The organism is Erwinia sp. Eh17-17 (assembly GCF_039675725.1).
Lineage (GTDB): Bacteria > Pseudomonadota > Gammaproteobacteria > Enterobacterales > Enterobacteriaceae > Erwinia.
The window spans coordinates 305,059-326,132 of sequence record NZ_JBDFQT010000004.1 but is presented as its reverse complement, the minus strand read 5'-3'; the positions used below and the strand labels follow the sequence as shown (position 1 = coordinate 326,132).

Annotated in this window: 19 protein-coding genes, 1 tRNA gene and 1 pseudogene; 12 read left to right on the top strand and 9 right to left on the bottom strand. The window is 55.0% G+C overall.

All coding sequences use genetic code 11. The annotated features are described in order from the left end of the window. Nucleotides 1-38: 38 nt before the first annotated feature. Nucleotides 39-959, bottom strand: coding sequence for a helix-turn-helix domain-containing protein (locus tag ABEH87_RS13910; RefSeq protein ID WP_346576967.1), 921 nt, complete (start codon nt 957-959; stop codon nt 39-41). Between the two features lies 1 nt (nt 960). Then, a complete protein-coding gene (locus ABEH87_RS13905; protein WP_346576966.1) occupies nt 961-1,503 on the bottom strand; it encodes an isochorismatase family protein in 543 nt (180 codons plus the stop codon). 170 nt (nt 1,504-1,673) lie between these two features. Here ABEH87_RS13905 and ABEH87_RS13900 point away from each other — a divergent pair. The 7 genes and pseudogenes from ABEH87_RS13900 to ABEH87_RS13870 all read left to right on the top strand — a co-directional run bounded on the left by ABEH87_RS13900 (nt 1,674) and on the right by ABEH87_RS13870 (nt 8,027). Next, nucleotides 1,674-1,768: transfer RNA gene (locus ABEH87_RS13900), tRNA-Sec, on the top strand. A 40-nt stretch (nt 1,769-1,808) separates the two neighbouring features. Beyond that, nucleotides 1,809-2,138, top strand: a pseudogene (locus ABEH87_RS13895) (winged helix-turn-helix domain-containing protein); the annotation flags it as partial. Nucleotides 2,139-2,407: 269 nt separating this feature from the next. After that, entirely contained in the window at nt 2,408-3,055 is a 648-nt protein-coding gene (locus ABEH87_RS13890; protein ID WP_346576965.1) for a hypothetical protein, read from the top strand. Nucleotides 3,056-3,696: 641 nt separating this feature from the next. After that, nucleotides 3,697-5,658: an RNA-binding domain-containing protein gene (locus ABEH87_RS13885; RefSeq protein WP_346576964.1), complete on the top strand. Its 1,962-nt coding sequence runs from the start codon at nt 3,697-3,699 to the stop codon at nt 5,656-5,658. A 322-nt stretch (nt 5,659-5,980) separates the two neighbouring features. Continuing rightward, nucleotides 5,981-6,349 (top strand): SymE family type I addiction module toxin, encoded by a 369-nt coding sequence (locus ABEH87_RS13880; protein ID WP_346576963.1) that lies wholly within the window; start codon nt 5,981-5,983, stop codon nt 6,347-6,349. A gap of 131 nt (nt 6,350-6,480) precedes the next feature. Beyond that, the gene (locus tag ABEH87_RS13875) at nt 6,481-6,888 is read left to right on the top strand and encodes a type II toxin-antitoxin system HicB family antitoxin (RefSeq protein WP_346576962.1); all 408 of its coding nucleotides are present in this window, start codon (nt 6,481-6,483) and stop codon (nt 6,886-6,888) included. 104 nt (nt 6,889-6,992) lie between these two features. Further along, complete coding sequence (locus ABEH87_RS13870) at nt 6,993-8,027, top strand: hypothetical protein (protein WP_346576961.1); 1,035 nt, start codon at nt 6,993-6,995, stop codon at nt 8,025-8,027. Nucleotides 8,028-8,087: 60 nt separating this feature from the next. Here ABEH87_RS13870 and ABEH87_RS13865 read toward each other — a convergent pair whose 3' ends face one another. Then, nucleotides 8,088-8,570 carry an anti-virulence regulator CigR family protein gene (locus ABEH87_RS13865; RefSeq protein WP_346576960.1) on the bottom strand — a complete coding sequence of 161 codons (483 nt, stop codon included), beginning with the start codon at nt 8,568-8,570 and terminating at the stop codon, nt 8,088-8,090. 111 nt (nt 8,571-8,681) lie between these two features. Beyond that, nucleotides 8,682-9,893 carry an aromatic amino acid transport family protein gene (locus ABEH87_RS13860; protein ID WP_346576959.1) on the bottom strand — a complete coding sequence of 404 codons (1,212 nt, stop codon included), beginning with the start codon at nt 9,891-9,893 and terminating at the stop codon, nt 8,682-8,684. Between the two features lie 336 nt (nt 9,894-10,229). Between ABEH87_RS13860 and kduD the strand changes: the two genes are divergently transcribed. Both kduD and ABEH87_RS13850 read left to right on the top strand, forming a co-directional pair. Further along, nucleotides 10,230-10,991: a 2-dehydro-3-deoxy-D-gluconate 5-dehydrogenase KduD gene (kduD, locus tag ABEH87_RS13855; protein ID WP_346576958.1), complete on the top strand. Its 762-nt coding sequence runs from the start codon at nt 10,230-10,232 to the stop codon at nt 10,989-10,991. Between the two features lie 58 nt (nt 10,992-11,049). Then, nucleotides 11,050-11,688, top strand: coding sequence for an RpiB/LacA/LacB family sugar-phosphate isomerase (locus ABEH87_RS13850; protein ID WP_062743994.1), 639 nt, complete (start codon nt 11,050-11,052; stop codon nt 11,686-11,688). Nucleotides 11,689-11,760: 72 nt separating this feature from the next. Here the strand turns inward: ABEH87_RS13850 and ABEH87_RS13845 are convergent, their stop codons facing one another. Together ABEH87_RS13845 and ABEH87_RS13840 are read right to left on the bottom strand one after the other, a co-directional pair. Further along, nucleotides 11,761-12,081 (bottom strand): cupin domain-containing protein, encoded by a 321-nt coding sequence (locus ABEH87_RS13845; RefSeq protein ID WP_346576957.1) that lies wholly within the window; start codon nt 12,079-12,081, stop codon nt 11,761-11,763. 3 nt (nt 12,082-12,084) lie between these two features. After that, nucleotides 12,085-13,266 carry an oligogalacturonate lyase family protein gene (locus tag ABEH87_RS13840; RefSeq protein ID WP_346576956.1) on the bottom strand — a complete coding sequence of 394 codons (1,182 nt, stop codon included), beginning with the start codon at nt 13,264-13,266 and terminating at the stop codon, nt 12,085-12,087. A 516-nt stretch (nt 13,267-13,782) separates the two neighbouring features. On the opposite strand from ABEH87_RS13840, the gene ABEH87_RS13835 reads away from it, so the two are divergent. The 3 genes from ABEH87_RS13835 to ABEH87_RS13825 all read left to right on the top strand — a co-directional run bounded on the left by ABEH87_RS13835 (nt 13,783) and on the right by ABEH87_RS13825 (nt 18,226). Further along, nucleotides 13,783-15,357, top strand: a complete 1,575-nt coding sequence (locus ABEH87_RS13835) for an MFS transporter (protein WP_346576955.1) — start codon at nt 13,783-13,785, stop codon at nt 15,355-15,357. Between the two features lie 86 nt (nt 15,358-15,443). Continuing rightward, complete coding sequence (locus ABEH87_RS13830; RefSeq protein WP_346576954.1) at nt 15,444-17,519, top strand: right-handed parallel beta-helix repeat-containing protein; 2,076 nt, start codon at nt 15,444-15,446, stop codon at nt 17,517-17,519. Nucleotides 17,520-17,545: 26 nt separating this feature from the next. Continuing rightward, on the top strand, nt 17,546-18,226 hold the full coding sequence (locus ABEH87_RS13825) for an oligogalacturonate-specific porin KdgM family protein (protein WP_346576953.1): 681 nt from the start codon (nt 17,546-17,548) through the stop codon (nt 18,224-18,226). A gap of 116 nt (nt 18,227-18,342) precedes the next feature. Here ABEH87_RS13825 and ABEH87_RS13820 read toward each other — a convergent pair whose 3' ends face one another. Genes ABEH87_RS13820 through ABEH87_RS13810 form a run of 3 tightly spaced genes read right to left on the bottom strand, consistent with a single transcriptional unit; the run spans nt 18,343 to nt 21,067 of the window. Beyond that, nucleotides 18,343-19,308, bottom strand: coding sequence for a metallophosphoesterase (locus ABEH87_RS13820; protein WP_346577150.1), 966 nt, complete (start codon nt 19,306-19,308; stop codon nt 18,343-18,345). An 11-nt stretch (nt 19,309-19,319) separates the two neighbouring features. Further along, nucleotides 19,320-20,159 carry a carbohydrate ABC transporter permease gene (locus tag ABEH87_RS13815; RefSeq protein WP_346576952.1) on the bottom strand — a complete coding sequence of 280 codons (840 nt, stop codon included), beginning with the start codon at nt 20,157-20,159 and terminating at the stop codon, nt 19,320-19,322. After that, the gene (locus ABEH87_RS13810) at nt 20,156-21,067 is read right to left on the bottom strand and encodes a sugar ABC transporter permease (protein WP_346576951.1); all 912 of its coding nucleotides are present in this window, start codon (nt 21,065-21,067) and stop codon (nt 20,156-20,158) included. The genes ABEH87_RS13815 and ABEH87_RS13810 overlap by 4 nt, the downstream gene beginning before the upstream one ends. Nucleotides 21,068-21,074 lie beyond the last annotated feature (7 nt).

Below are 21,074 nucleotides of genomic sequence, written 5' to 3'. Positions count from 1 at the left end.
GTTGCTGCTGTCGATCTCCTGGTATTGGGGATCTGATTTCACCCCTGCCAGCGCTGTAACGCCCGGCGCAGCTGGCGCGAGGAGGAGAACCCGGCCGACAGCGCGGCGCGCTCGTTGCCTTCGCCCTGCTGCAGGCGCTGCTGGGCAATCGTCAGCTTCAGCTGTTCGTGATAGTCACGCACGCTGATGCCGAGATGCTGGCGGAACAGCCGCGTCAGATGGCGCGCGCTGACGTGAACCCTGGCGGCAATCTCGTCCAGCGGCCACTCCTGCTCCGGTTGCAGGGTCAGCAGATCCTGCGCGCGGTGAATGGCCGGGTGAATATGGTTGCGGTAGCGCAGCCAGGGTGACAGCTGCGGATCTTCCCCCGAACGGCGAAAATAGACCACCATTTCCCGTGCCACATCCATCGCCGTCTGCGCGCCGCACAGGCGGTTGATCAGATGCAGCGACAGGTCGATACCGGCGGTGATGCCTGCACTGGTCCAGATGCCGCGATCTTCGACGAAAATGCGGTTTTCTTTGACGATCGCCCCCGGTTCGGCTTTTTTCAGCCGGTCGATCACCGCATGGTGCGTGGTGCACTGCACGCCGTTCATCAGCCCGGCCTTTGCCGCCAGCAGCGATCCGGAACAGATGCACACCAGCGAGACATCACCCGCATGAATGGCGGGCTGGATGCGCATCAGCCAGTGACGTGCCGCCACCGCCTGCGGCGTGTCGAACCACACCGTGGAGTCATGAACGCCGGGGATCACCAGCAGGCTGCCGGCCGGGAGTGACTCCGGCAGCGGCTCAATGCGGCTGATGTACATTTCGGTGGAGGTGAGTACGGATTCATCCGGGCCGATATAGCGCAGCGAAAACGCCCCCGCCGCCAGCTTCAGCGTTTCCGCCGGACCGGTGAGGTCCAGCGTCATCACACCGGGCAGGGTTAAAAACCACACCGGGATCGTCATATCAGGCAAGCTCCTGCAGGCAGCCCTCAGCGGTGCGGATATCGGCAAAACGATGAATCAGCACGCTTTCGGTACGGTGGCGTAAATCGGCAATGCTCAGGGTAATCCCATCGTGGGTGATTGGGAAGGTCAGCGTCGCCTCGGTGACATAGGTCACGCGGTAGCCGAAGTCCGACGCCACGCGGGCAGTGGTTTCGCAGCACTGCTCAGAGCGCAGGCCGCTGATAATCACATGCTTCACCTTGTTCTGTTCCAGCCACTGCTGCAGACCGGATTCCGTCAGGGCGTTATGCACTTTTTTCCGGAAGCTGGCGACCGGCTGGTGAGTCAGGAACGGCAGACGCACCACCAGGCCGGATTCCGGCGCAAAGGCCCCTTCGCTTTCCACATGGAACACATCCACTACCGGAATCCCCTTCGCCTGGCAGCCTGCAACCAGCGTGCTTAACGCGTTTTCGAAGGCCGGAGTTTCCGGGGCTTCGTTGTAGCCACGCTCATAGAAGGACTGCTGGGCATCAATCACTAACAGTACGGTATCGGTCATTTCTGGACTCCTGCGGAATGGGATTAACGCTATGATGGACGGGATAAGGCAAGGAAAGAAGGCCAAAAACGGACAGCTTGCTGTCGGTGGGGGACATGAGAGGAAGTTCGCTAAAAACCGGAGTTTATTTGTGGTCATTGGCGATGGTATACTCAGCCCCTCTTCAAAAGGGAAGATTGTCGTCTCCGGTGAGGCGGCTGGACTTCAAATCCAGTTGGGGCCGCCAGCGGTCCCGGGCAGGTTCGACTCCTGTGATCTTCCGCCAAAGAGTTTCATGTGCCTGAGAAAAACTGCATATCTGTATCCCGCAGCCGCTGGATAAAATCCGCCTGGAGCTGGCGGTGATCGTGCACCATCTGATGCCGCTGGCAAGTCCTACCGGGCTGTTTATTGGCAACGCCAACATCCGGCCCCTGAACCCGAAGCGCTACCTGTACCACGCGTACCTGTCGTTTATGGAGTCCAGGGGGCACCAGCATCCCATGAGCCTGACGGCATTCGGCCAGGCTATCCCGCAGACGTTAAAGGAGTACGAGATAGCGCTGCTGAAGCGCAAGACGAAGAACGGCATTCAGACCAGTTTGGAGCTGAGTGAGGACTGCGAGTCTGACTGGCTGCCGCGCTGTGATGGCTAATTACTCTCGATAAGATCAAACCGGCTTAGGCCGGTTTGTGTCAAGAGCGGACGTTAACTCTAACTTGTGTTGCTTATACTATGTAAAAGAGTTAACAGAAAGTAGTGAGTTTCCAACCGAATGTTTGTCAGTTCCAACGTGAGCAGTTTATGAATTTATTTCCGAACTTAAGATAGATTAGCATCAAAGACTGGTAGAAAAATAAAGGATTCCGAGTGATAGCCGATACTTGTTATAATATTTCAGAAATTTAACTATGGGGGAAAGGAATGGATTACGATGAGTTATATGGGAAATATACTGAAAAGGCTTCGCAGGATCCACATTACGCCCATTATCCTACGATACCGAATGCATGGATTTATATCGCTATTGATATTCGTGATATGAATATGTGTAAAATTGGACTTACTACTAAAGAAGATCCATTAAAAAGAATAAGTGAAGGTAAAACTTATAACCCATTTCTTGAATTATTTACAACGTATCAACTCTCAGCCTGTACTTGGGGATGCTCGCAAAAAGAGTTGAATGATATCGAGAACTATTTTCATCGCAGAAGCACTTTTGGTGGGGCGATAAAACATGTAAGAACTCAGCGGGACTCAGAGTGGTTTTTTAACGATCCTGAGGAGGCGGAACATCAGATTGACTGGATGTTAGCTAAGAGGGGCTTTTCAGTAAGAGGATGGTATCTTTACGAAGTTTATACACGAGAGGACCGGGATCAGGAAAAGTTGAATTATATCAATGTTGATGCTTTAAAAGAAATAAAAACTATATTTAGACCTGACCCGTATGAATATAAAAATAGAGCTTTGACTGCGGGCCTTAAAGATTATCAGTTCGTAGACTATTTCAATTTTTTGGTTGATTTTAACCGAGGGGATGAAATTAGAAAGATATATTTAAAATAAAACTATTCTTATGTGGGATTCAATTTTTTTGTATGGATTATAATCGAATAACACTTAAATCTTTAGTCCATACAGCTACCTCATGACCTAATTATTAAGAATACAACATTAGCTCTCACAAGGAACCACAAAGTCAGCTCCTCGCTCATAGCCGTCATACAACTTTTACGATGGCTTAACTCTCTGCTTGAATGTGACCAGCTCAGTCTGAGCACCTTAGCCACCCAAAACCACTGAACCGGCTTAGGCCAGATTTTTGGGCTTTGAGATAGGAGTGTTCACCCGGGGTGAAGAGTGGTGAAGAGTCACGGTCTAACTGATCATCGATTAAACTATTGAAATTTATTGCAAAAATAGCAAATGTGAACAGGGTGAACAGTTTTCTAGAAAATCATTTTTCTTTGGCATTAGTTCAGTCCTTTACTCAGAAGAATGATCTCAACCAGATTGCTTGTGTATAAGATTGTGTATAGGAATAAATGTTTATTTACGGAAACTTCAGTAAAAACATGAAATTAAAGTGTTTTTATCACTCCTGTGATCTCAACCATTTTTTGGCGTTATCCAAATTTGCCGACGTTTGTTAAATTTTTTAAAAAGTGTAGAGTGTCTTTAGATAAGAATGACAGGGATTTTTTTGCATGTTTAAGATTAACGATCTTATTGATTTACAAGCCCTTTCTGAATCGTCAGAACTTGAGTTTAAACTGGCACAAGGCGCTGATGGCAAAGGAAAGTTACCCGACGACTTCTGGCGGAGTTATAGCGCTATGGCTAATAGCCGTGGAGGCTATGTCGTTCTGGGTGTCAGGGAGAAAAAAGGTCGTTTTTACATAGAAGGCATTGAAGATTTTAATACAGTAAAGAAGCAAATTTTTGATATCTCTAATAATAAGAAAAAGGTCAATGTTAATCTCATCGTTGAAGAGTGTGTTCAATGTGTATCGATTGATTCTAAAACTATACTGGTTGTGGAAATTCGTGCTGCCAGACGTGAACAAAAACCCGTTTACCTGAATAATCAACCCATGACAGAAACCTATATTCGGCGTCATGAAGGTGATTGCCACTGTTCAGATGAACAAATAAAAAGAATGATAGCTGAACAGATAGAAGATTGTCGTGATGATAAAATTCTATCGGGCTTTGACTTCACTGATATAGATCAAAGTAGCCTCCGCGCATATCGAAATTTGTTTGCGCTGGCTAAACCGCAGCATCCCTGGCTTGAACTGGATATTTTTGATTTATTAAAACACTTAGGTGGTTGGAGAAAAAACAGACAGGACGCAGAAGAGGGTGTCACTTTAGCGGGTATTTTAATGTTTGGTACCTGGTCTGCTATTCAGGATGCCGTTCCAAACTATTTTGTTGATTACCGTGAGCGAGACCAGGCTCAACCTGATTTGCGCTGGAGTGATCGTCTTTATCCCGATGGTTCCTGGTCTGGAAATGTTTTCGATTTCTACAGGCGTACTTATCGAAAATTGATAACAGATCTTAAAGTGCCTTTTGAGATTCGGGATGGTATTCGCCTTGATGAAACTAAAGCTCATGAAGCTATAAGGGAAGCATTAGTGAATACCCTGGTTCACGCTGACTATACGGGAAGAAGTTCGATATTAATTGTTAAGCGGCCCGATCTTCTTGGCTTTCGTAATCCTGGTTTGATGAGAATTCCACCAGATATCGCCATGATGGGAGGGGAAAGCGACTGTCGCAACCGCCGCATGCATCAGATGTTTTTGATGATAGGGGCCGGGGAACGAGCAGGATCGGGTGTGCCCAAGATCATTAGTGGCTGGAAATGGGCTAATCAGAGGATGCCGAAGCTCTATGAAAAAACCGAACCTTCAGAACAGACACTACTCGAACTATCCACTGTCAGTTTGATTCCCCATGAAGTTACTGAATTACTTGAAGCATTATTTGGAAAACGTTTTTATCAACTTGATGATTTCGAAAGAATGATAGTGGTCACCGCTGCAATTGAAGGGTGGGTCAATCACGAACGGGCCTGTCAGATGACAACTAAGCACCCTCGTGATGTGACCTTAACATTGCCAAGATTGGTCGATAAAGGCTTCCTTGTCGCCAGTGGCGAAAAGCGCGACAAATCCTACAGCCTTCCAGGAATGGAGCCCCCTTCACCTGAAGACGTATTCGCTAATGCGTTAAGTGTGGCACAAAGCTTAACGCATAGTGGAAGCGACTTAACGCATAGTAGCGATGACTTAACGCATAAAGATCGTCAATCAGAACAGCATGAGAGAGATGATAATGGACGTTTTATCAGTCAGTTACTGGATAAACCGTTTATTGATAGTGTCGATTTATTAACCCATGAATTCCGTCAGCGTCTGGAAGATTTGACCGAATTGTCGAGAAATAATGGGCGTATGGATACGGAAGTCATGAAAAGAATTATCATTGAGCTCTGTGATGGTCACTATCTTTCCGTTGCGGTTATGGAGACATTGCTTGGGAGAAAATCACAAAGCATTCGCCAGAATTATCTTAAGCCGATGGTTGATGCGAAACAGATCAGGCTGGCATTCCCTAATAAGCCTAACTCGCCAAAGCAAGGATATACGCGTTATTAATTATATAAGACTGGATTTTTAAAACCTTTTGGATATTTCATGAGTCATTAAAAAGGGATGGAAATGCCAGTTGTTATTATTTATTCAACTCAATTTTTAAATCCTCACTGTTGAAAATAGTTCCTGTCCATTATTTCCCCATTCTGGAATCCTTCTCGCATTTTATTTCCCCTGTTACAGCGATTTATCATTCTTTTTCCGCTATTTTAGCGTTAGTCATCAGTGTGTTTTTATACAGGAAGGTGATTTTAATAATCGCGGCGCTAACGGGTTCGCACCCCGCCAGCGCCGCTGACCACAACAACTAGATAGGATAGTTATCATGGCTAAATACGATTGTAAGTCACAACCCGCTATTTCCAAAATCCAGCGCGAGCTGAAAGTGGGCTACGTCAGCATCCGGCATTTCGCCGGGAAAATGGGAAGAACGAGTTATTATTCGCGCAGTCCGTCGCTGAATCTGAAAGGTCTGTGGCTGGAAGAGTGCGGTTTTGCCACCGACACGCCCGTAACGGTGCGGGTGATGCCGGGCTGCCTGGTGATCACCGCAAACCCGCCGCCGCCGCCCGTTACGCCTGCCCGTCAACTGCTGGCGCGCAGCGAAGCGCTGCCGGAAGCGGCACTGAAGGAACTGCGCACGGTTATGGAAGCGCTGCTGATCCGCGAAGGGCTGGGCAAGGTGGCGGTTTAAAACCCACAGCGGGCTCTGGCACTGAGGGCAAGAGTGAGGTAAGCCGGGCTTACTCACTCTTCCCCGGACCGGAATGGATTTGTCAGACAACGCCGGGAAGTTTAAGGAATAATTTTAAGAGAGGAAGAGTGATGAAATATCCGGTCTATTTACATCAGGCAGAAAGCGGCACCTGGTCCGGTTTTGTTCCGGACCTGTCAGGGTGTTACTTTGCGGGTAGCACGATTGATGACGCGATTATCGATGCTCATGCTGCTATTGAGACCTACCTTGACTATCGAAGCGAGCAGGGTAAAGACGTACCTGTAGCCCGAACGCTCAACGATCATAGAGACGATGAAGATTGCCAGGGCGGCATCTGGGGTTTCGTTGATATTGATACGTCCAGATATGAGGGCAAAGCGATAAAACTAAATATTACATTGCCGCAGAATTTATTAATAAAAATAGACAGCTATGTGAGTCGCCATGGCGATTTTTCCAGCCGTAGTGGTTTTTTTGCAGAGTTAGCCCGACGGGAGTTGTTAAAACACTCTTAATGTCCCTGTGAAAACCGGGTCTGGAAAGACGGCGTATTCAGCCTCTCTTGCATCTTTCCCCCGCTGCCCTAAAATTTCCCTCTTTCTGGCTCAGGGAATATCGGATGTCACACGCCTGGTGGAAGGACCTGCACGACCGCAATCATGCCTGGCTGGGGCTGGACTTACACAGCCCGACGCCCCTGGCGCAGCCAGTAATGGAAATGCACAGCGGCCATCATGGCCGCATGGCGCTGTCGCTGCGCGGCGTACCGCTGTTCTGGGCCTCCATGCTGAAGGACCACTCCGGCGTATGGCTGGTGTTGAACACGGAGCATCCTGACCCGCAGGGTTTATTACCGCCCGTCACCTCTCAGGCGCTGGAGTCCATTCGCCGCAGCGGGCCGGCGCCGTGGATCGGAGAGTGGTGCCGCTATTTTGCCCGCCAACTGCTGTCGTCCGATGCCCTGCAACTGCCTGCCGGGCGCTGGCTGCTGCGCCCGATGCTGCCCGCCGCCCCCGTTGCGCCTTACTCTCTTCAGCGACGGTCCCCGGTAGAAGACTGGCGTTTTCACGCCCCGGCGCAGAGCGGAAATATCGGGTTTAGCTGGTCGCTCTTCGGGGAGGATATCCCGGACCTGGCGGCCCCGGTTCGCGTCTCGCAGGTTGACTGGTGGTGGAACGGCATTCCGCTGCTGGCGCGCTACGCGGTCCGGCCGGACGCCGGGCGTCTGAAGTGGTGGCGCAAAAAAAGCCGGGAAGGGGCGCTGCCGCCGGTGCTGGTGCGCTACTTTGCCGGGCTGGGGTCGTTCGTTATTCTGGATGGTCACTACCGCTTACAGGCCGCTATCGAAGAGCACCTCCCGCCACCGTTCCTGGTGCTCAGTGAACTGGCGGAAAGAACATTCCCGACAGACCCGGCGCATCAGGCGAAGATCGTGGCTGCGCTGGCAGCACAGCAGCAAAAGAACCCTGCCAGCAGTATCGACGGCATGAATCAGACGCTGATCAACCTGTATGACAATGCGGAGATTTACGCCCCAGGCCAGAGCCGCGCCGTGCTGGGTGAGGGGGAAAGCTGGGCACGGGAGGTGACGGCATATCTGCGCAGGTATGGAGAAGACGCCGTACTGGAGAAAATAAAGCGCCGTTGCGCGTAACGTTCCAGCGTCTTGTACGGCACCACGGAAATAAGGCGGGCAGGGCTGCCCGCCTGTTCTTTAATCAAATACCCCGTTAATCACCGCCGTCACTAAGGCGGTACTCAGCGCAATCAGCACCAGATTGTCACCGACAATCTTCCACTCATAGCCCGGATAATAGGGCAGCTGGTCGAGCATTGAGGCGGGAACGGCTTTTTTCGCAATGCCCGGCGGCAGCGGCTTGCCGCGCGCCAGGTTTTTCGCAATGCCGGGAGGCAGGGACCGGTAGCCGGTCAGGCCATAGTTCAGCGCCAGGTGGCGTGCGGCATCAAAGCTGATATCCGCATTCACCCGGTCCGGCTTGCCGTAATTTTTACGCTGCCCGGAGGGGCCGCCCTCTTTTTTGCCCTGCTTGTCTTTCTGGCTGTGGCCGTGCTTGCCATTGCCTCCGCCATTCCCGTTGCCGTTTCCGTTGCCCGGATTCGCCAGCGCCGGTGCGGCCAGCAGAGAACAGGAGATAATGGCGGCTAAAACAGCCGTTAAACTGCGGCGTCTGAACATGATCGTTTCCCCAGTGGTTTTATCTTAATAAGATTAGGAGAAGCGCGCGTAAATCACCCTATCCTGTCGTCTGATTTTCACTGCGCAGCGCCCGTGTCTGATCCCATCTCCTCAGACTTTGATCATGTTGACCAGCATGGCTACCCACAGCAGAAAGCCTGACAGGAAGTAGCCATAGAGAAATTTATTGCCCGCCGGGAACCGATACGGCCCCTCAATGCCCGACTTTCTTGCTTTTAACAGCAGCAGAGGGGGAAGAAGCACACTCCAGATCACCAGCGCAATGCCTGCATAGGCCAGCGCCGGGATAAAGCCGTCCGGGGTGATGACGCACAGCAGTGCAGGGGGCAGATAGGTCATCGCTGCCGCAGGGAAAGACGATGTAATGCCAAAAAAAGAGGCCATCAGATCGTGAAGATAGTCAAAAAGGCCGAGTGACGCGGAAAGTAAGGACGAGGTCACGGCAAAAAAGGCAAAGAACAATAACAGCGCGTTGATGTAGTGGCTCAGTTCATTTTGGCTCAGGGCGGTCATAAAGACATTAATATTCCCCCCCTGATCTTTGATGGCGGCCAGCGCGCTGCGGTCAAGAATGCCCATCGTCATCGCCAGCCAGTAAATATAAATCAGCGTTGAAATACCCACGCCAAAGCACAGGGATCTGACGACGAATTGATGTTGCTTACCGCCATAAATCTTGATGAGCGAGGGGATGCTGCCGTGGAATCCGAATGAAATAATACACAGCGGAAGTGTCAGTAATATCGCCGGAAGGCTGCCAAACGCGGGATTACTCAGCACCAGTTCCGGCGAGATACGGTTTACATGGCCTGCCGTTGCCATAAAAAAGGCGGTGAACTTCCCGGCAATGAAAAAAGAGATGATGTGGGCAGAAAATCGCCCGCCCTTGCAAACCACTGCCGACACAAACAGGGTGATCAGGATAACGGAAATCACCGGATAGCGTTTTCCCGTCAGGTCAGATTGCAGGGTTGAAAAGACAGCGGAGGCCCCGGAAAGATACGCATAGGTGACAAGGTAGAGCACAAACACCAGGCTCAGCCCGACGATAAAATTAATTTTTCGGCCTAACAGATGTTTTGTAAACGTATGGAAGCTCGAACCCTGCGGAAACCTCATGTTCACATCGACCAGCATCAGTCCTGAGGCCAGCATAAACAGGGCGGAAAAAATAAGAAAAATGGCGCCTTTGGTAAACCACAGTGCTTCTAACGCGACGGGCAGCGCAAACATCCCACCGCCGACAATCGTTGCAACAATCAGGACGGTGCCGTGAAACGCGCTGTTACTGTACTTCTGCATCTTTATACACCATAAAAAATCCCGGCAGGGCGGGTTAAAATTGTCTCTCAGAGTCATGCTTTGAAGGCGCGATGAAGCCTGTCACTCCTCCCTGCGCAGGTCAGGCCGACAGGGTACGCCGTAGGATAGCATGTCCGTTCTGACTCCCCATGATGTGATCCCAGCGACAAAATCCAATACTAAGGTTCATATAAAATGAAATGCTGTTTCATTTTATTGAATTTGACCCGATTTGCCGCTAAGCTGGTTTTATCAGTTACGCTATCGGGCACGCTCCGCCACCTGCAGGGTCACGGAAAGCGCCTGAACATGTTTGGTTTAACTCAAGGAAACAGCATGATTCTGGATAATTTCTCCCTGGCGGGAAAAGTGGCGGTGGTGACCGGGTGTGACACCGGTTTAGGGCAGGGGATGGCGCTGGGCCTGGCGGAAGCAGGCTGCGATATTGTTGGCATTAATATCGTCGAGCCGGTGGAAACCATCGAGCGCATCGCGGCCACCGGGCGCCGTTTTCTCAGCCTGACCGCTGACCTCAGCGACACCAAAGCGATCCCCGCACTGCTGGAGCGCGCGGTCGCGGAGATGGGCCATCTGGATATTCTGGTCAACAACGCCGGGATCATCCGTCGTGAAGACGCCATCAACTTCAGCGAAAAGAACTGGGACGACGTGATGAACCTGAACATCAAGTCGGTGTTCTTTATGTCGCAGGCGGTGGCGAAGCAGTTTATCGCCCAGGGAACGGGCGGGAAAATCATTAATATTGCGTCGATGCTCTCTTATCAGGGCGGCATCCGCGTACCGTCGTATACCGCGTCGAAAAGCGCCGTGATGGGCGTAACCCGCCTGCTGGCGAACGAATGGGCGCAACACCGGATCAACGTTAACGCCATTGCACCCGGCTACATGGCCACCAACAACACGCAGCAGCTGCGGGCGGATGAAGCGCGCAGCGAAGAGATCCTCGGCCGCATCCCGGCCGGGCGCTGGGGGCTGCCGGCCGACCTGATGGGGCCGGTGGTGTTCCTCTCTTCCCCGGCATCTGACTACGTTAATGGCTACACCCTCGCCGTCGACGGCGGCTGGCTGGCGCGTTAACTGACCTTCATTCACTAAAGTGCAGCGGGCGATCCCGCTGTACCACGAGGAGCTACCGATGAAAATTGCACTGATGATGGAAAACAGCCAGGCGGCAAAAAACGCGATTATCCTGAAAGAGCTGAACGCGGTCGCCGGGGAAAAAGAGTATCCGGTGTACAACGTCGGCATGTCCGACGAGCAGGACCACCACCTGACCTATATCCATCTGGGGATCATGGCCAGCATTCTGCTGAACTCGAAGGCAGTGGACTTTGTCGTGGCGGGCTGCGGCACCGGGCAGGGCGCGCTGATGTCCCTCAACCTGCATCCGGGCGTGATCTGCGGTTACTGCATTGACCCGGCGGATGCGTTCCTGTTTGCCCAGATCAACAACGGCAACGCGCTGTCGCTGCCGTTCGCCAAAGGCTTTGGCTGGGGTGCCGAGCTGAACGTGCGCTTTATCTTTGAAAAAGCCTTCGCGGGTGAGAAAGGCCAGGGCTATCCGGCCGAGCGTAAAGAGCCGCAGGTGCGCAATGCGGGTATTCTCAATCAGGTGAAGGCGGCGATCGTCAAAGAAAACTACCTGGATACGCTGCGCGCCATCGATAAAGAGCTGGTGAAAACCGCGGTATCGGGCGAGCGTTTCCAGAAATGCTTCTTCGAAAACAGCCAGAACAAAGAGATCGAAAACTTTGTGCGTGAAATCCTCGCGTAAAATTTTTCCTTTTTGCGTGGATAAAAAAAACCGGTGCTCACTGAGCACCGGTTTTTTATTGCGTCGGCGAGATTATAAAAAGTCCTGGCGCTGCGGGGTGAAGGTATCCAGCAGCACCCCTTTCTCCAGGCAGACGCAGCCGTGAACGATGTCCGGCTTTTTATACAGCGTGTCGCCTGCCTGTACGTCATGCGTCTCGTCACCGATGGTAAAGCGGAAGCGGCCGGACAGCACATAGGTCAGCTGCTCGTGTACGTGGTGGTGCAGCGGGCCGACGGCCCCGGTCTCAAAGCTGACCTCTACCGCCATCATGCTGCCGCCGTGCGCCAGAACGCGACGGCTGACGCCGTCGCCTAAATCCTGCAGGGGTCGGTCCTGTCTGTAGATAAACACGCGTTAATCCTTCTGTAATGAGTGGCGCAGGGTATCCGGGATCTCAGCCAGATACAGCGCGGGAAGCCCTTCATAATCGGTGGTGAACAGCACGTGGCGATCGTCCGGCGAGAAGGAAGGGTGCGGGTGGGTCACCTGGCGGTCACCGTCCAGCACCTGCCAGGAGCTGTTGTGCGCGGCCAGCGGCGCGTACTGCCGCGTCTGCGCATCAAACAGATACAGCCACGGGTCGTTATCAATGGTGTGGCTGGCGGTATCCTTCACGTCCACCGGCGTACCGGAGCCGTCACCGACCAGCAGCGTGCCGTTGTCATTGCTCATCAGATGCGAGCAGGCAGGCATGGTCATCAGGCTGATATCCTCGCCCGTCTGCGGATCAAAGCGGCGGATATGGCGGTCATGCTGGCCCTTCAGGTAGGACACATAGATCAGCGCCGAGCCGTCCGGCACCCAGAACTCATGGGTGCAGCTCTCGCCCGGCGCATGTGTTTTCACTTTGCGCACGTTGCTGCCGTCTTCATTCACCAGCCACATGCGCGCGTCCACCAGGTCGTGCGGGCCTTCATGGCAGAACGCCACGGTGCTGTCGTCAAACGGCCGGTAAATCGGGTGCCCCAGCCACTCATTTTTCTCGTGGATGACGTGAGACTGGCCGCTGAGCAGATCGATGCGCAGCAGACGGCAGCGCGGGTTGCTGTGGTAAAACGTCTGGAAGATCGTCCAGTCAGAGAGCGGCGTCCAGTCCCGGCGGTCGATCTCAATCCCCACCAGGCTGGTGCACTCGCTGTTAGCCACCCAGGTCCCGTAGCCGACCCACTCTTCCGGCACCTGATAGACGGTTTTCTCGCTGAAGTCGGCCAGCGTCACGCGCTGCAACAGGCGTTCATTCTTGACGTAATAAAGGTACTGGTCGTCCGGCGAGAGGAAACCGCCAAAGGTGTTATCCCCTTTGCCCTCGGTGAGCTGCACGGCCTGCTGGGTGCGCAGGTCGAGCAGATAATAGTTGCGGTTGCCGTCAAACTCCCCGGCAAACAGCAGCTGGCTGCCGTCGCGCGTAAAGCACTTCTGGTAGAAGTAGTTGCGGTGGCACAGCACGTCAGGCGGCGTTAAGCGCGTGACCCGTGCGCCGGTGTGCGCATCCTGAACGGTGTGGAAGCTGAACGAGATCTGAGAACCTTTAGCCATGATTCACTCCATCGGTGGCAATCAGCGTTACCCTGTGGCGGGCTTCACTTATTAAAATGAAATGCTGTTTCATAAATATGAAAACAGATTACCACTGTGACGAATGAAACAGCGTCAGTTGCTGCCAGAAATGCAAAGGCGATCACAAAACCGCCCGGTGTCCTGCAGAAAAGCAGGAGGATTTGCTCACTGCCCCTGCTGTACGGCTCTGCCGTGTCGCGCTCTTTATGGCCAGGTCTGGGCGCTGATGTTGCTTTTAAGTGTCTGTATTGTGGTAAAAAATAACACCGCAGCGGCCAGGCTCATTGCAGCGGATGCCCCGCAGGCATAGGGTAAAGGGAGGTTTTACGAATAAGAATGCTACACGTATCGCAAATCTGTCTGAGAAATCACCGCCTGCTGTTTTAACTGTGAGTTAATTCACATCTATTCAGCCGCGAGATCTATATAAAACACCGTATCTATAAAAATAAAACAACGGTTCATTTTTACAAAATCTCTCTGGGCGGGGCTCACATGAACGCAGAAAAACCAATTCTCTTCAGACATCAGCTGGCATACGGCGGTGGTAATTTACTCGGTAGCGGGGCGCTGGCGATTGCCGGTATCTGGTTACTCTACTTCTATACTACCTTTTGCGGGCTGACGCTGTTGCAGGCTTCGGCGATCTTCTCCGTCGCCAGCATCATCGATGCCATCAGCAACCCGCTGATGGGCTATCTCTCAGATAACTTCGGCAAAACGCGCCTTGGCAAACGCTTTGGCCGCCGCCGCTTCTTTATCCTGCTCGGCATTCCGCTGATGATGGTCTATCCGCTGCTGTGGGTGGAGGGCTTCGGTTTCTGGTACTACCTCTCTACCTACGTGCTGTTCGAGCTGATCTACACCTCGGTCATGGTGCCGTACGAAACCCTCGCCACCGAAATGACCACCGACTTCTCGGCGCGCTCTAAGCTGACCGGTTACAAGGCGATTTTCGGCAAAGTGGCAAACTTCCTCGCGGCGTTTATTCCCGGCCAGTTTATCCTGATTTACGGCAAAGAGTCCGCAGAACCGTTCTTCTTTACGGCGCTGACCTACGGGGTGATCTTATGCGTGGCGATGATCATGCTGTATATCTCCTCCTGGGAGCGGCCGGTGGAAGAGACCACGCCGGTCGATGAGAAGAAAATGACGCTGGCGAAAACCATGGTGACGCTGGTGCGCGATATGAAATCGACCTTCCATCTGCGCGTGTTCCGCAAGCACCTGGGCATGTACCTGTGCGGGTTCGGCGCAGAGTGGCTGTTTGCCTCGGTCTTCACCTACTTCATTATCTTTGTGCTGCAGTATGACCCGGCGATGGTGGCGGGGCTGAGCAGCCTGAACTCCCTGTTACAGCTGTTCTCTACCGCCATCTTCATCGGCATCTGCGTGAAGCACGGTTTCAGCAAGCCTTACATTCTGGCGCTGGGCATCGTGGTGTTCTCCGTGGTGTGTTACAGCCTGCTGCACTTCCTGCACCTGCCGCAGCAGTACGCGACGGCGGCGATGCTGGCTATCACCGTGGTGTTCGGCATCGGTACGGGCGGCGTGTACTACATTCCGTGGACGGTTTACACCTTCCTGGCGGACATTGATGAAGCCTTTACCGGCCGTCGCCGTGAAGGCATCTACGCCGGGGCGATGACCTTCTCCGGCAAGCTGATGCGCTCGGTGATTGTCTTCGCCATGGGGGCGATCCTCAGCTTCTACGGCTTCCAGTCTAAATCCCAGACGCAGCCGGAAAGCGCCGTCACGGCGATTGCCCTGGTGTTCTGCGTCGGCGTGATTGCGCTGGCGCTGATGGCGATGGTCTTCAGCCACCAGATGAAACTGAACCGTAAAACCCACCTGGTGGTACTGGGCGAGGTCGCCAGGATCAAATCCGGCGGTCTGATCGGCCACATCCAGCCGGAGGTGCGCGCGGTGATGGAAGAGCTGATCGGCTACCCGTATGAAGAGTGCTGGGGCAACAGTAAAGTGTGCCGCAAAATCTTCGATACGCCTGCCGTTGAGCTGGCCCCGGAGCCTGAATCTAAACCGCTGGTGAGCCGCACGCAGCACCCGTAATCCTTCGTTTTACCCAACGCATTCACTCACTCACCCACTGGCCGGGAAACCGGCCAGTGGCCCCCTGCGCACTAAGGATGAGAACCATGATGTGGGAACGTCAACTGTGTATCGTCACGCTGTCTTTCGGGCTGAGTGCGCCCGTGATGGCCACGCTGCCGGACAGCAGCCAGCTGGTCTGGCACAGCATCACCTTCGGTCAGTCAACCGACGTGAATTTTGCCACCAACGTGCTGGCGGAAAAAATCGGCCGCAATGACACCCGGCTGGCCAGCGGCAGCGTGGTGCCGGAGGCGGGCAGCGCGCTGACCGTGCCCTTCACGCTGGAAAGCCGCGGCGGCAAGATCGGCAACAGCCACGACGGGCTGACGTATTACTACACCCGCCTGCCGGCTGCGGCCAACTTCCGGCTGGAAGCGGAGATCACGCTGAACCAGTTCGGCCCCGAAAACGGCGCAAAACCCGCCGGACAGGAGGGAGCGGGGCTGCTGGTGCGCGACATTCTCGGGCCTGCGCGTTCTCCGGTGGTGAAACCGGGCATTGAAGAGTTACCGGCCGCCTCAAATATGGTGATGAACACCGTGGTAGCTGTGGGCGATAAACCGCCGCAGGTGGCGCTGTTTGCCCGGCAGGGCGTGCAGCAGCCGTGGGGCAATACCGGCATCGGCATGGTGCGCGAGCCGTATCATACGCTGACCGGCGCGCAGCACTTTTCACTGCGTCTGAGCCGCACGAACAGCGGGTTTGAGGCCGCGTATGCTCCCCAGGGCAGCAGCGCGTGGAGCAGCAAAACGGTGGCGGGCGCTGACCGCGTCACGCAGCTTGATAACAGCGGTTACTACGTCGGCTTCTTCGCCGCACGCAACGCCAGCATCACGGTGCATCGCGCCACGCTGACGCTCAGCGCGGCGCAGACGCAGCCCGGCGCGCCGTATGTCGCCCCGGCGCTGCCCGCGCGTATTGAAGTGATGTCGTCCCCGGTTCTGACCCGTCCTGATGCTGACTTCCGGCTGCGCACTAACGGCAACGGTCAGCTCGCGGTGAAACAGGGGGGCAACGTGCTGCTCAGCCAGCCGGTGCGCGGCGGGGAGGTCATCACGCTGCCGGTGCAGGCGACCCCGGCCGGCAGCGAGCTGAGCGTGACCTTTACGCCGGACAGCGGCCAGCCCCTGACGCAGACCTTCCCGGTTCGCCTGGCGCAGGTCAGCGATCCGCTGGCGCTGTACGTGTCGCCGCAGGGTGCGACGGGCAACGATGGCTCACGCGCACATCCGCTGGATTTCGCCAGCGCGGTCAATCTGTTAGCGCCGGGCGGCACCCTGTGGCTGGCGGATGGCGACTACCCGGCCAGCACGATCCCGGCCACGGCCAGCGGCAGTGAAAAACAGCCGAAGATCCTGCGCCCGCAGGGCAGCCATGCGGTATTTAACGGGCTGAAGCTCGACGCCAGCTACTGGCAGATTCAGGGGATCACCGTCACGCAGAAAAGCTTCCATATTGCCGGAAGTTACAACCATATCGACCGCGTTCGCGCCCATCACGCCGACGATACCGGCATCTGGGTGGCGTCACCGGACGGTATCGGCCGCGCGCTGTGGGCCAGCCATAACCTGATCAGCAACTCGGAATCCTGGGGCAATCAGGATCCGGGGCGGAAAAATGCCGACGGTTTTGCGGTGAAAATGCGCGTGGGTGAGGGCAACCGCCTGGTGAACTGCTATTCGCACGACAACATCGACGACGGTTTTGACCTGTTTAACAAAATCGAAGACGGCCCGAACGGCAGCGTCACCATCGAAAACAGCCTTGCCGTCAACAACGGCAGCAACGGCTTCAAGCTGGGCGGCGAGGGGCTGCCGGTGGCACACGTGGTACGCAGCAGCGTGGCGCTGGCTAACGGCATGGACGGCTTCAGCGATAACTTCAACCCCGGTGCGCTGGTGGTTGAGGGCAACCGCGCGCTGGACAACCGGCGCTTCAACTACCTGTTCCGGCCATCGCCTTACACCCCTCCCGATAAACAGGGCACCTTCAGCGGCAATATTTCGCTGCGCACGGTGGCGGGAAGCTATGACGACGTGGTGAGCGGCAGGGTTGGTGACAGCAATATTTTTTACCGCGTGGCAACGAGTGAATTAATTAAAGCGACGACACAAAAATAATATCAATACTCTCTTGGGATGACTCAATGAAAAATAACAGACTGCTGATCTGCGGTCTGCTGCTGGCCAGCGCCAGCAGCCAGGCCGTGACGATTGACCTCCGCCATGAGTGGCTGGACGACAGTAAACAACATAAAGACCGGGCGATGGTGTCACACCGTTTTGCTAACGGCTTTGGCTTCTCGCTGGAGGCGAAATGGAAGTCGGGCGGTGACAGCCAGAATAAAGCCTTTACGAATCTGGTGGATAACGGCACCGAGAGCACCGTCAGCTATCAGTATAAAGTGACCCCAGCCTGGTTCCTGCAGCCGGGGTTCACGCTGGAATCCAGTTCGGACAGCAGTATCTATAAGCCGTTTTTAACCACCGGCTATCAGTTTGATAACGGCGTCTATTTCAACGTGCGCTACCGCTATGAATATACGCGCTCGACCAAAGAAAATACCGACGATAAGAAAACCAATCGCGGGGAATTCTGGCTGGGTTATCGCATGGCCGACTGGCGCTTTGAATATAACTATATTTATAAACACAGCGATCAGGTGCTGTATGACAACGACAAGTGGGATTACGAGCAGGATCTCAAGGTGGCGTACAACATCAACAAGCAGTGGACGCCGTATGTGCAGGTGGGCGATGTCTCCGTCAGGAAAACGGCGGATGACCGTCAGACGCGGCTGCGCGTCGGCATTCAGTATAATTTTTAAGGCGGCTTAACCCGCGACGTAAACCGCCCGCCGGACGACCCTGCGGGCGGTTTTGTCATGCGTCATCAGCGCCCGGCGCAGCAGACCGGTCGGATAAGACCGACTCCCGCCGGACGTTATGAGAAAGCGTCAGGCTCCTGGGCGTCTGCCGTCAGTATGCGGCTGATTTCGCTGCCATATCCCCGCACCGTCAGCACCCCATCCAGCAGCTCCACCACCGCAAACGGCACGTCTTCCGCGCCGTCGAGCATCCCTTTCATGATGATAAAGTCGGTATTCTCGCGCCGCACGTAGCCGCCGCGGTGGTCGTGCCCGGTAAAGCAGGCGCGTACCTGATAGCGGCACAGCAGTTCAGCCAGCTCGCCGCCGTTCCACAGGATATGCCCGGTATGCGGGGCCAGCGGATAGTGGCCGAACACCACCACCGTTTCTCCCAGCAGCCGGGCCTGTTTCAGCTGCTCTTCAATCCAGGCGAACTGAGCGCTGCCGACTGCACCGTTCCACAGCTGGCCCTGCGGCTGCTGGCGTGCGATCAGATCGGCCAGCATCGCCTTCGCCTGCTGACGGTCATCGCCGTTACCCTGATTGCAGTACAGGCTGATGTCGTTACCGTCGAAAACGATAAAGCGATAGCCTGCGAGGCGAAACTGATAATAGCTTTTTGGTAAACCGGCGGGCGGCGTGTGTGCCGATGCCAGGCGGTCGGAAATCACCTGTGCGTCATGGTTGCCGATGACCATCGCATGTGGATGGTGCAGCGTTTCATACAGCGGCAGCAGTGCCTGATAGCTCGACCAGTGGCGGTCCACCATGTCGCCCAGCGTCACAACAAAATCGAGCGGCTTGCGGTTTAAGGTGGCAATCGCCTTTGGCAGCTTGTGCAGCGCATGGCGGTAGTAAAGATTTTTAGGAACATCCGCCTCAACGTCGGCGTACTGCGGGTCGGCAATCAGCCCAAAGCGCAGCGTGCTGTCGGCCGGATGGGTGGAGCGCAGCAGCGGTGGCTGATACATCATGGCGGCGGCGCCCAGCGCCTGGCGTTGCAGGTCGGAAAGCGGGTGAGGCGTGGCTTCAAAGGACATCATGAACTCCGTTAGCGAATACCGGCACGCATAAAAGACTGAACAAACTGGCGCTGAAACACCAGGAACAGCAGCAGCAGCGGTAATGAGGTCATCAGGGTGGCGGCGCCGACCAGCGCCCACTGTACGCCCTGCTCCGGGGCGGAGAACAGCTGTAGCCCGACGGTAATCGGGCGCACGTTGACGGAATCGGTGATCACCAGCGGCCAGAGGAAGTCATTCCAGTGGAAGCTGATCGACACCAGCGCAAAGGCGATATAAACCGGTTTTGCCAGCGGCACATAAATCCGGCGCAGAATGGTCCAGCGGCTGGCCCCTTCGACGATCGCCGCCTCTTCCAGCACCAGTGGGATGCTCTTAAAAGTCTGACGCAGCAGGAAAATAGCAAAGGCCGAGGCGAAATAGGGCAGCGCGATCCCCCACAGCGTGTCGCGCAGGCCGAGTGCGCCCACGGTTTTATAGTTGTTCAGGATCAGCACGTCAGGGCTGATCATCAGCTGCAGCAGGATCAGCGCAAACAGCAGCCCGGAAAATTTCAGGCGGAACCTGACCAGCGCATAGGCCGCCATCGTTGCCAGCACCAGCTGGCAGACGACAATCATTAGCACCAGCAGCGTGGTGTTGAGGAAGTAGCGGGCAAACGGCGCGGCGTGCCAGGCATCCATAAAGTTCTGCAGGGTCAGCGGTGAAAACAGCACAAAGGTGCCCTGATCGGACGCCGGATGAATGGCAACCCATATCGCCACCAGAATCGGTAAAAACCACAGCAGCGCCGCCAGCCAGATCGCCAGATTCAGGCACAGGCGTCCCGGTGAAAACGGCCGTGCGGGCAGCGTCATAGTCAGGCTCATTGGTAGTGCGCTCGCTTATCCAGCAGGTTGAATTTCACTAAGGCAATGGCACCGAGGATCACCAGCAGCACCACGGTCATCGCCGAGGCAGCCGGTAAATCCCAGAAGCTGAAAGCCGTCCGGTAGATGTAAAACAGCAGCAGGCTGCTGCTGTTATTGGGGCCGCCGTTCGTCATGGCGATCACCTGGTCAACGATGCGGAAGGCATTCATCGAGGCGTTGATCAGAATAAACAGCGTGGTCGGCATCAGCAGCGGCCACTGCACGCGGCGGAAGAAATAGCCGCGTGAGGCGCCTTCAATCTCTGCCGCTTCGCTCAGACGCGGGTCAATCTGCTGCAGGGCGGCCAGATAGAAGATCATAAAGAACCCGGCCTCGCGCCAGACGGAAACCGCCATCAGGCTCCAGAGCGCGCTGTCGGGGTCGCCCAGCCAGTTGACGGGCGGTAGCGAAAACAGCGCCAGCAGCTGATTCAGCAGACCGAGCTGCGGGGTGTAGAAAAAAAGCCACAGGTTGGCAATCGCGATCATCGGCAGCAGCGAGGGAATGAAAAAGGCGGCGCGGGTCAGCGCACTGCCGCGCAGGCGGCGGTTGACCGCCAGCGCCATCAGCAGCGCCAGACCCACCGCCAGCGGAATGGTGACCGCCGCGTACAGCAGGTTATTGCGCAGCGACAGCATGAAAATATCGTCATCCAGCAGCGCGGCATAGTTATCCAGCCCGACAAAATGGGCCGGATGTCCGTTGCGCGCCGCAGAGAACAGGCTCTCCCACATCGTGGCCACGGCCGGATAATGGGTAAACGTCAGTAAAAAACCCAGCGCCGGTAACAGCAGCAGATAGCCATAAATCTGTGCCGAAAGACCGCGCTGACGCGCGGCAGGCGTGGTGATGTGAAGAGCGCTCATGTCTGGT

What these genes read in the sequence shown, in the direction of transcription:
- ABEH87_RS13910 (WP_346576967.1), bottom strand. Translation starts at nt 959, where the DNA reads ATGACGATCCCGGTGTGGTTTTTAACCCTGCCCGGTGTGATGACGCTG.
- ABEH87_RS13890 (WP_346576965.1), top strand. Translation starts at nt 2,408, where the DNA reads ATGGATTACGATGAGTTATATGGGAAATATACTGAAAAGGCTTCGCAG.
- ABEH87_RS13860 (WP_346576959.1), bottom strand. Translation starts at nt 9,893, where the DNA reads ATGCAGAAGTACAGTAACAGCGCGTTTCACGGCACCGTCCTGATTGTT.
- ABEH87_RS13880 (WP_346576963.1), top strand. Translation starts at nt 5,981, where the DNA reads ATGGCTAAATACGATTGTAAGTCACAACCCGCTATTTCCAAAATCCAG.
- ABEH87_RS13835 (WP_346576955.1), top strand. Translation starts at nt 13,783, where the DNA reads ATGAACGCAGAAAAACCAATTCTCTTCAGACATCAGCTGGCATACGGC.
- ABEH87_RS13870 (WP_346576961.1), top strand. Translation starts at nt 6,993, where the DNA reads ATGTCACACGCCTGGTGGAAGGACCTGCACGACCGCAATCATGCCTGG.
- ABEH87_RS13865 (WP_346576960.1), bottom strand. Translation starts at nt 8,570, where the DNA reads ATGTTCAGACGCCGCAGTTTAACGGCTGTTTTAGCCGCCATTATCTCC.
- ABEH87_RS13810 (WP_346576951.1), bottom strand. Translation starts at nt 21,067, where the DNA reads ATGAGCGCTCTTCACATCACCACGCCTGCCGCGCGTCAGCGCGGTCTT.
- ABEH87_RS13885 (WP_346576964.1), top strand. Translation starts at nt 3,697, where the DNA reads ATGTTTAAGATTAACGATCTTATTGATTTACAAGCCCTTTCTGAATCG.
- ABEH87_RS13850 (WP_062743994.1), top strand. Translation starts at nt 11,050, where the DNA reads ATGAAAATTGCACTGATGATGGAAAACAGCCAGGCGGCAAAAAACGCG.
- ABEH87_RS13815 (WP_346576952.1), bottom strand. Translation starts at nt 20,159, where the DNA reads ATGAGCCTGACTATGACGCTGCCCGCACGGCCGTTTTCACCGGGACGC.
- ABEH87_RS13825 (WP_346576953.1), top strand. Translation starts at nt 17,546, where the DNA reads ATGAAAAATAACAGACTGCTGATCTGCGGTCTGCTGCTGGCCAGCGCC.
- kduD (WP_346576958.1), top strand. Translation starts at nt 10,230, where the DNA reads ATGATTCTGGATAATTTCTCCCTGGCGGGAAAAGTGGCGGTGGTGACC.
- ABEH87_RS13820 (WP_346577150.1), bottom strand. Translation starts at nt 19,308, where the DNA reads ATGTCCTTTGAAGCCACGCCTCACCCGCTTTCCGACCTGCAACGCCAG.
- ABEH87_RS13830 (WP_346576954.1), top strand. Translation starts at nt 15,444, where the DNA reads ATGATGTGGGAACGTCAACTGTGTATCGTCACGCTGTCTTTCGGGCTG.
- ABEH87_RS13875 (WP_346576962.1), top strand. Translation starts at nt 6,481, where the DNA reads ATGAAATATCCGGTCTATTTACATCAGGCAGAAAGCGGCACCTGGTCC.
- ABEH87_RS13905 (WP_346576966.1), bottom strand. Translation starts at nt 1,503, where the DNA reads ATGACCGATACCGTACTGTTAGTGATTGATGCCCAGCAGTCCTTCTAT.
- ABEH87_RS13840 (WP_346576956.1), bottom strand. Translation starts at nt 13,266, where the DNA reads ATGGCTAAAGGTTCTCAGATCTCGTTCAGCTTCCACACCGTTCAGGAT.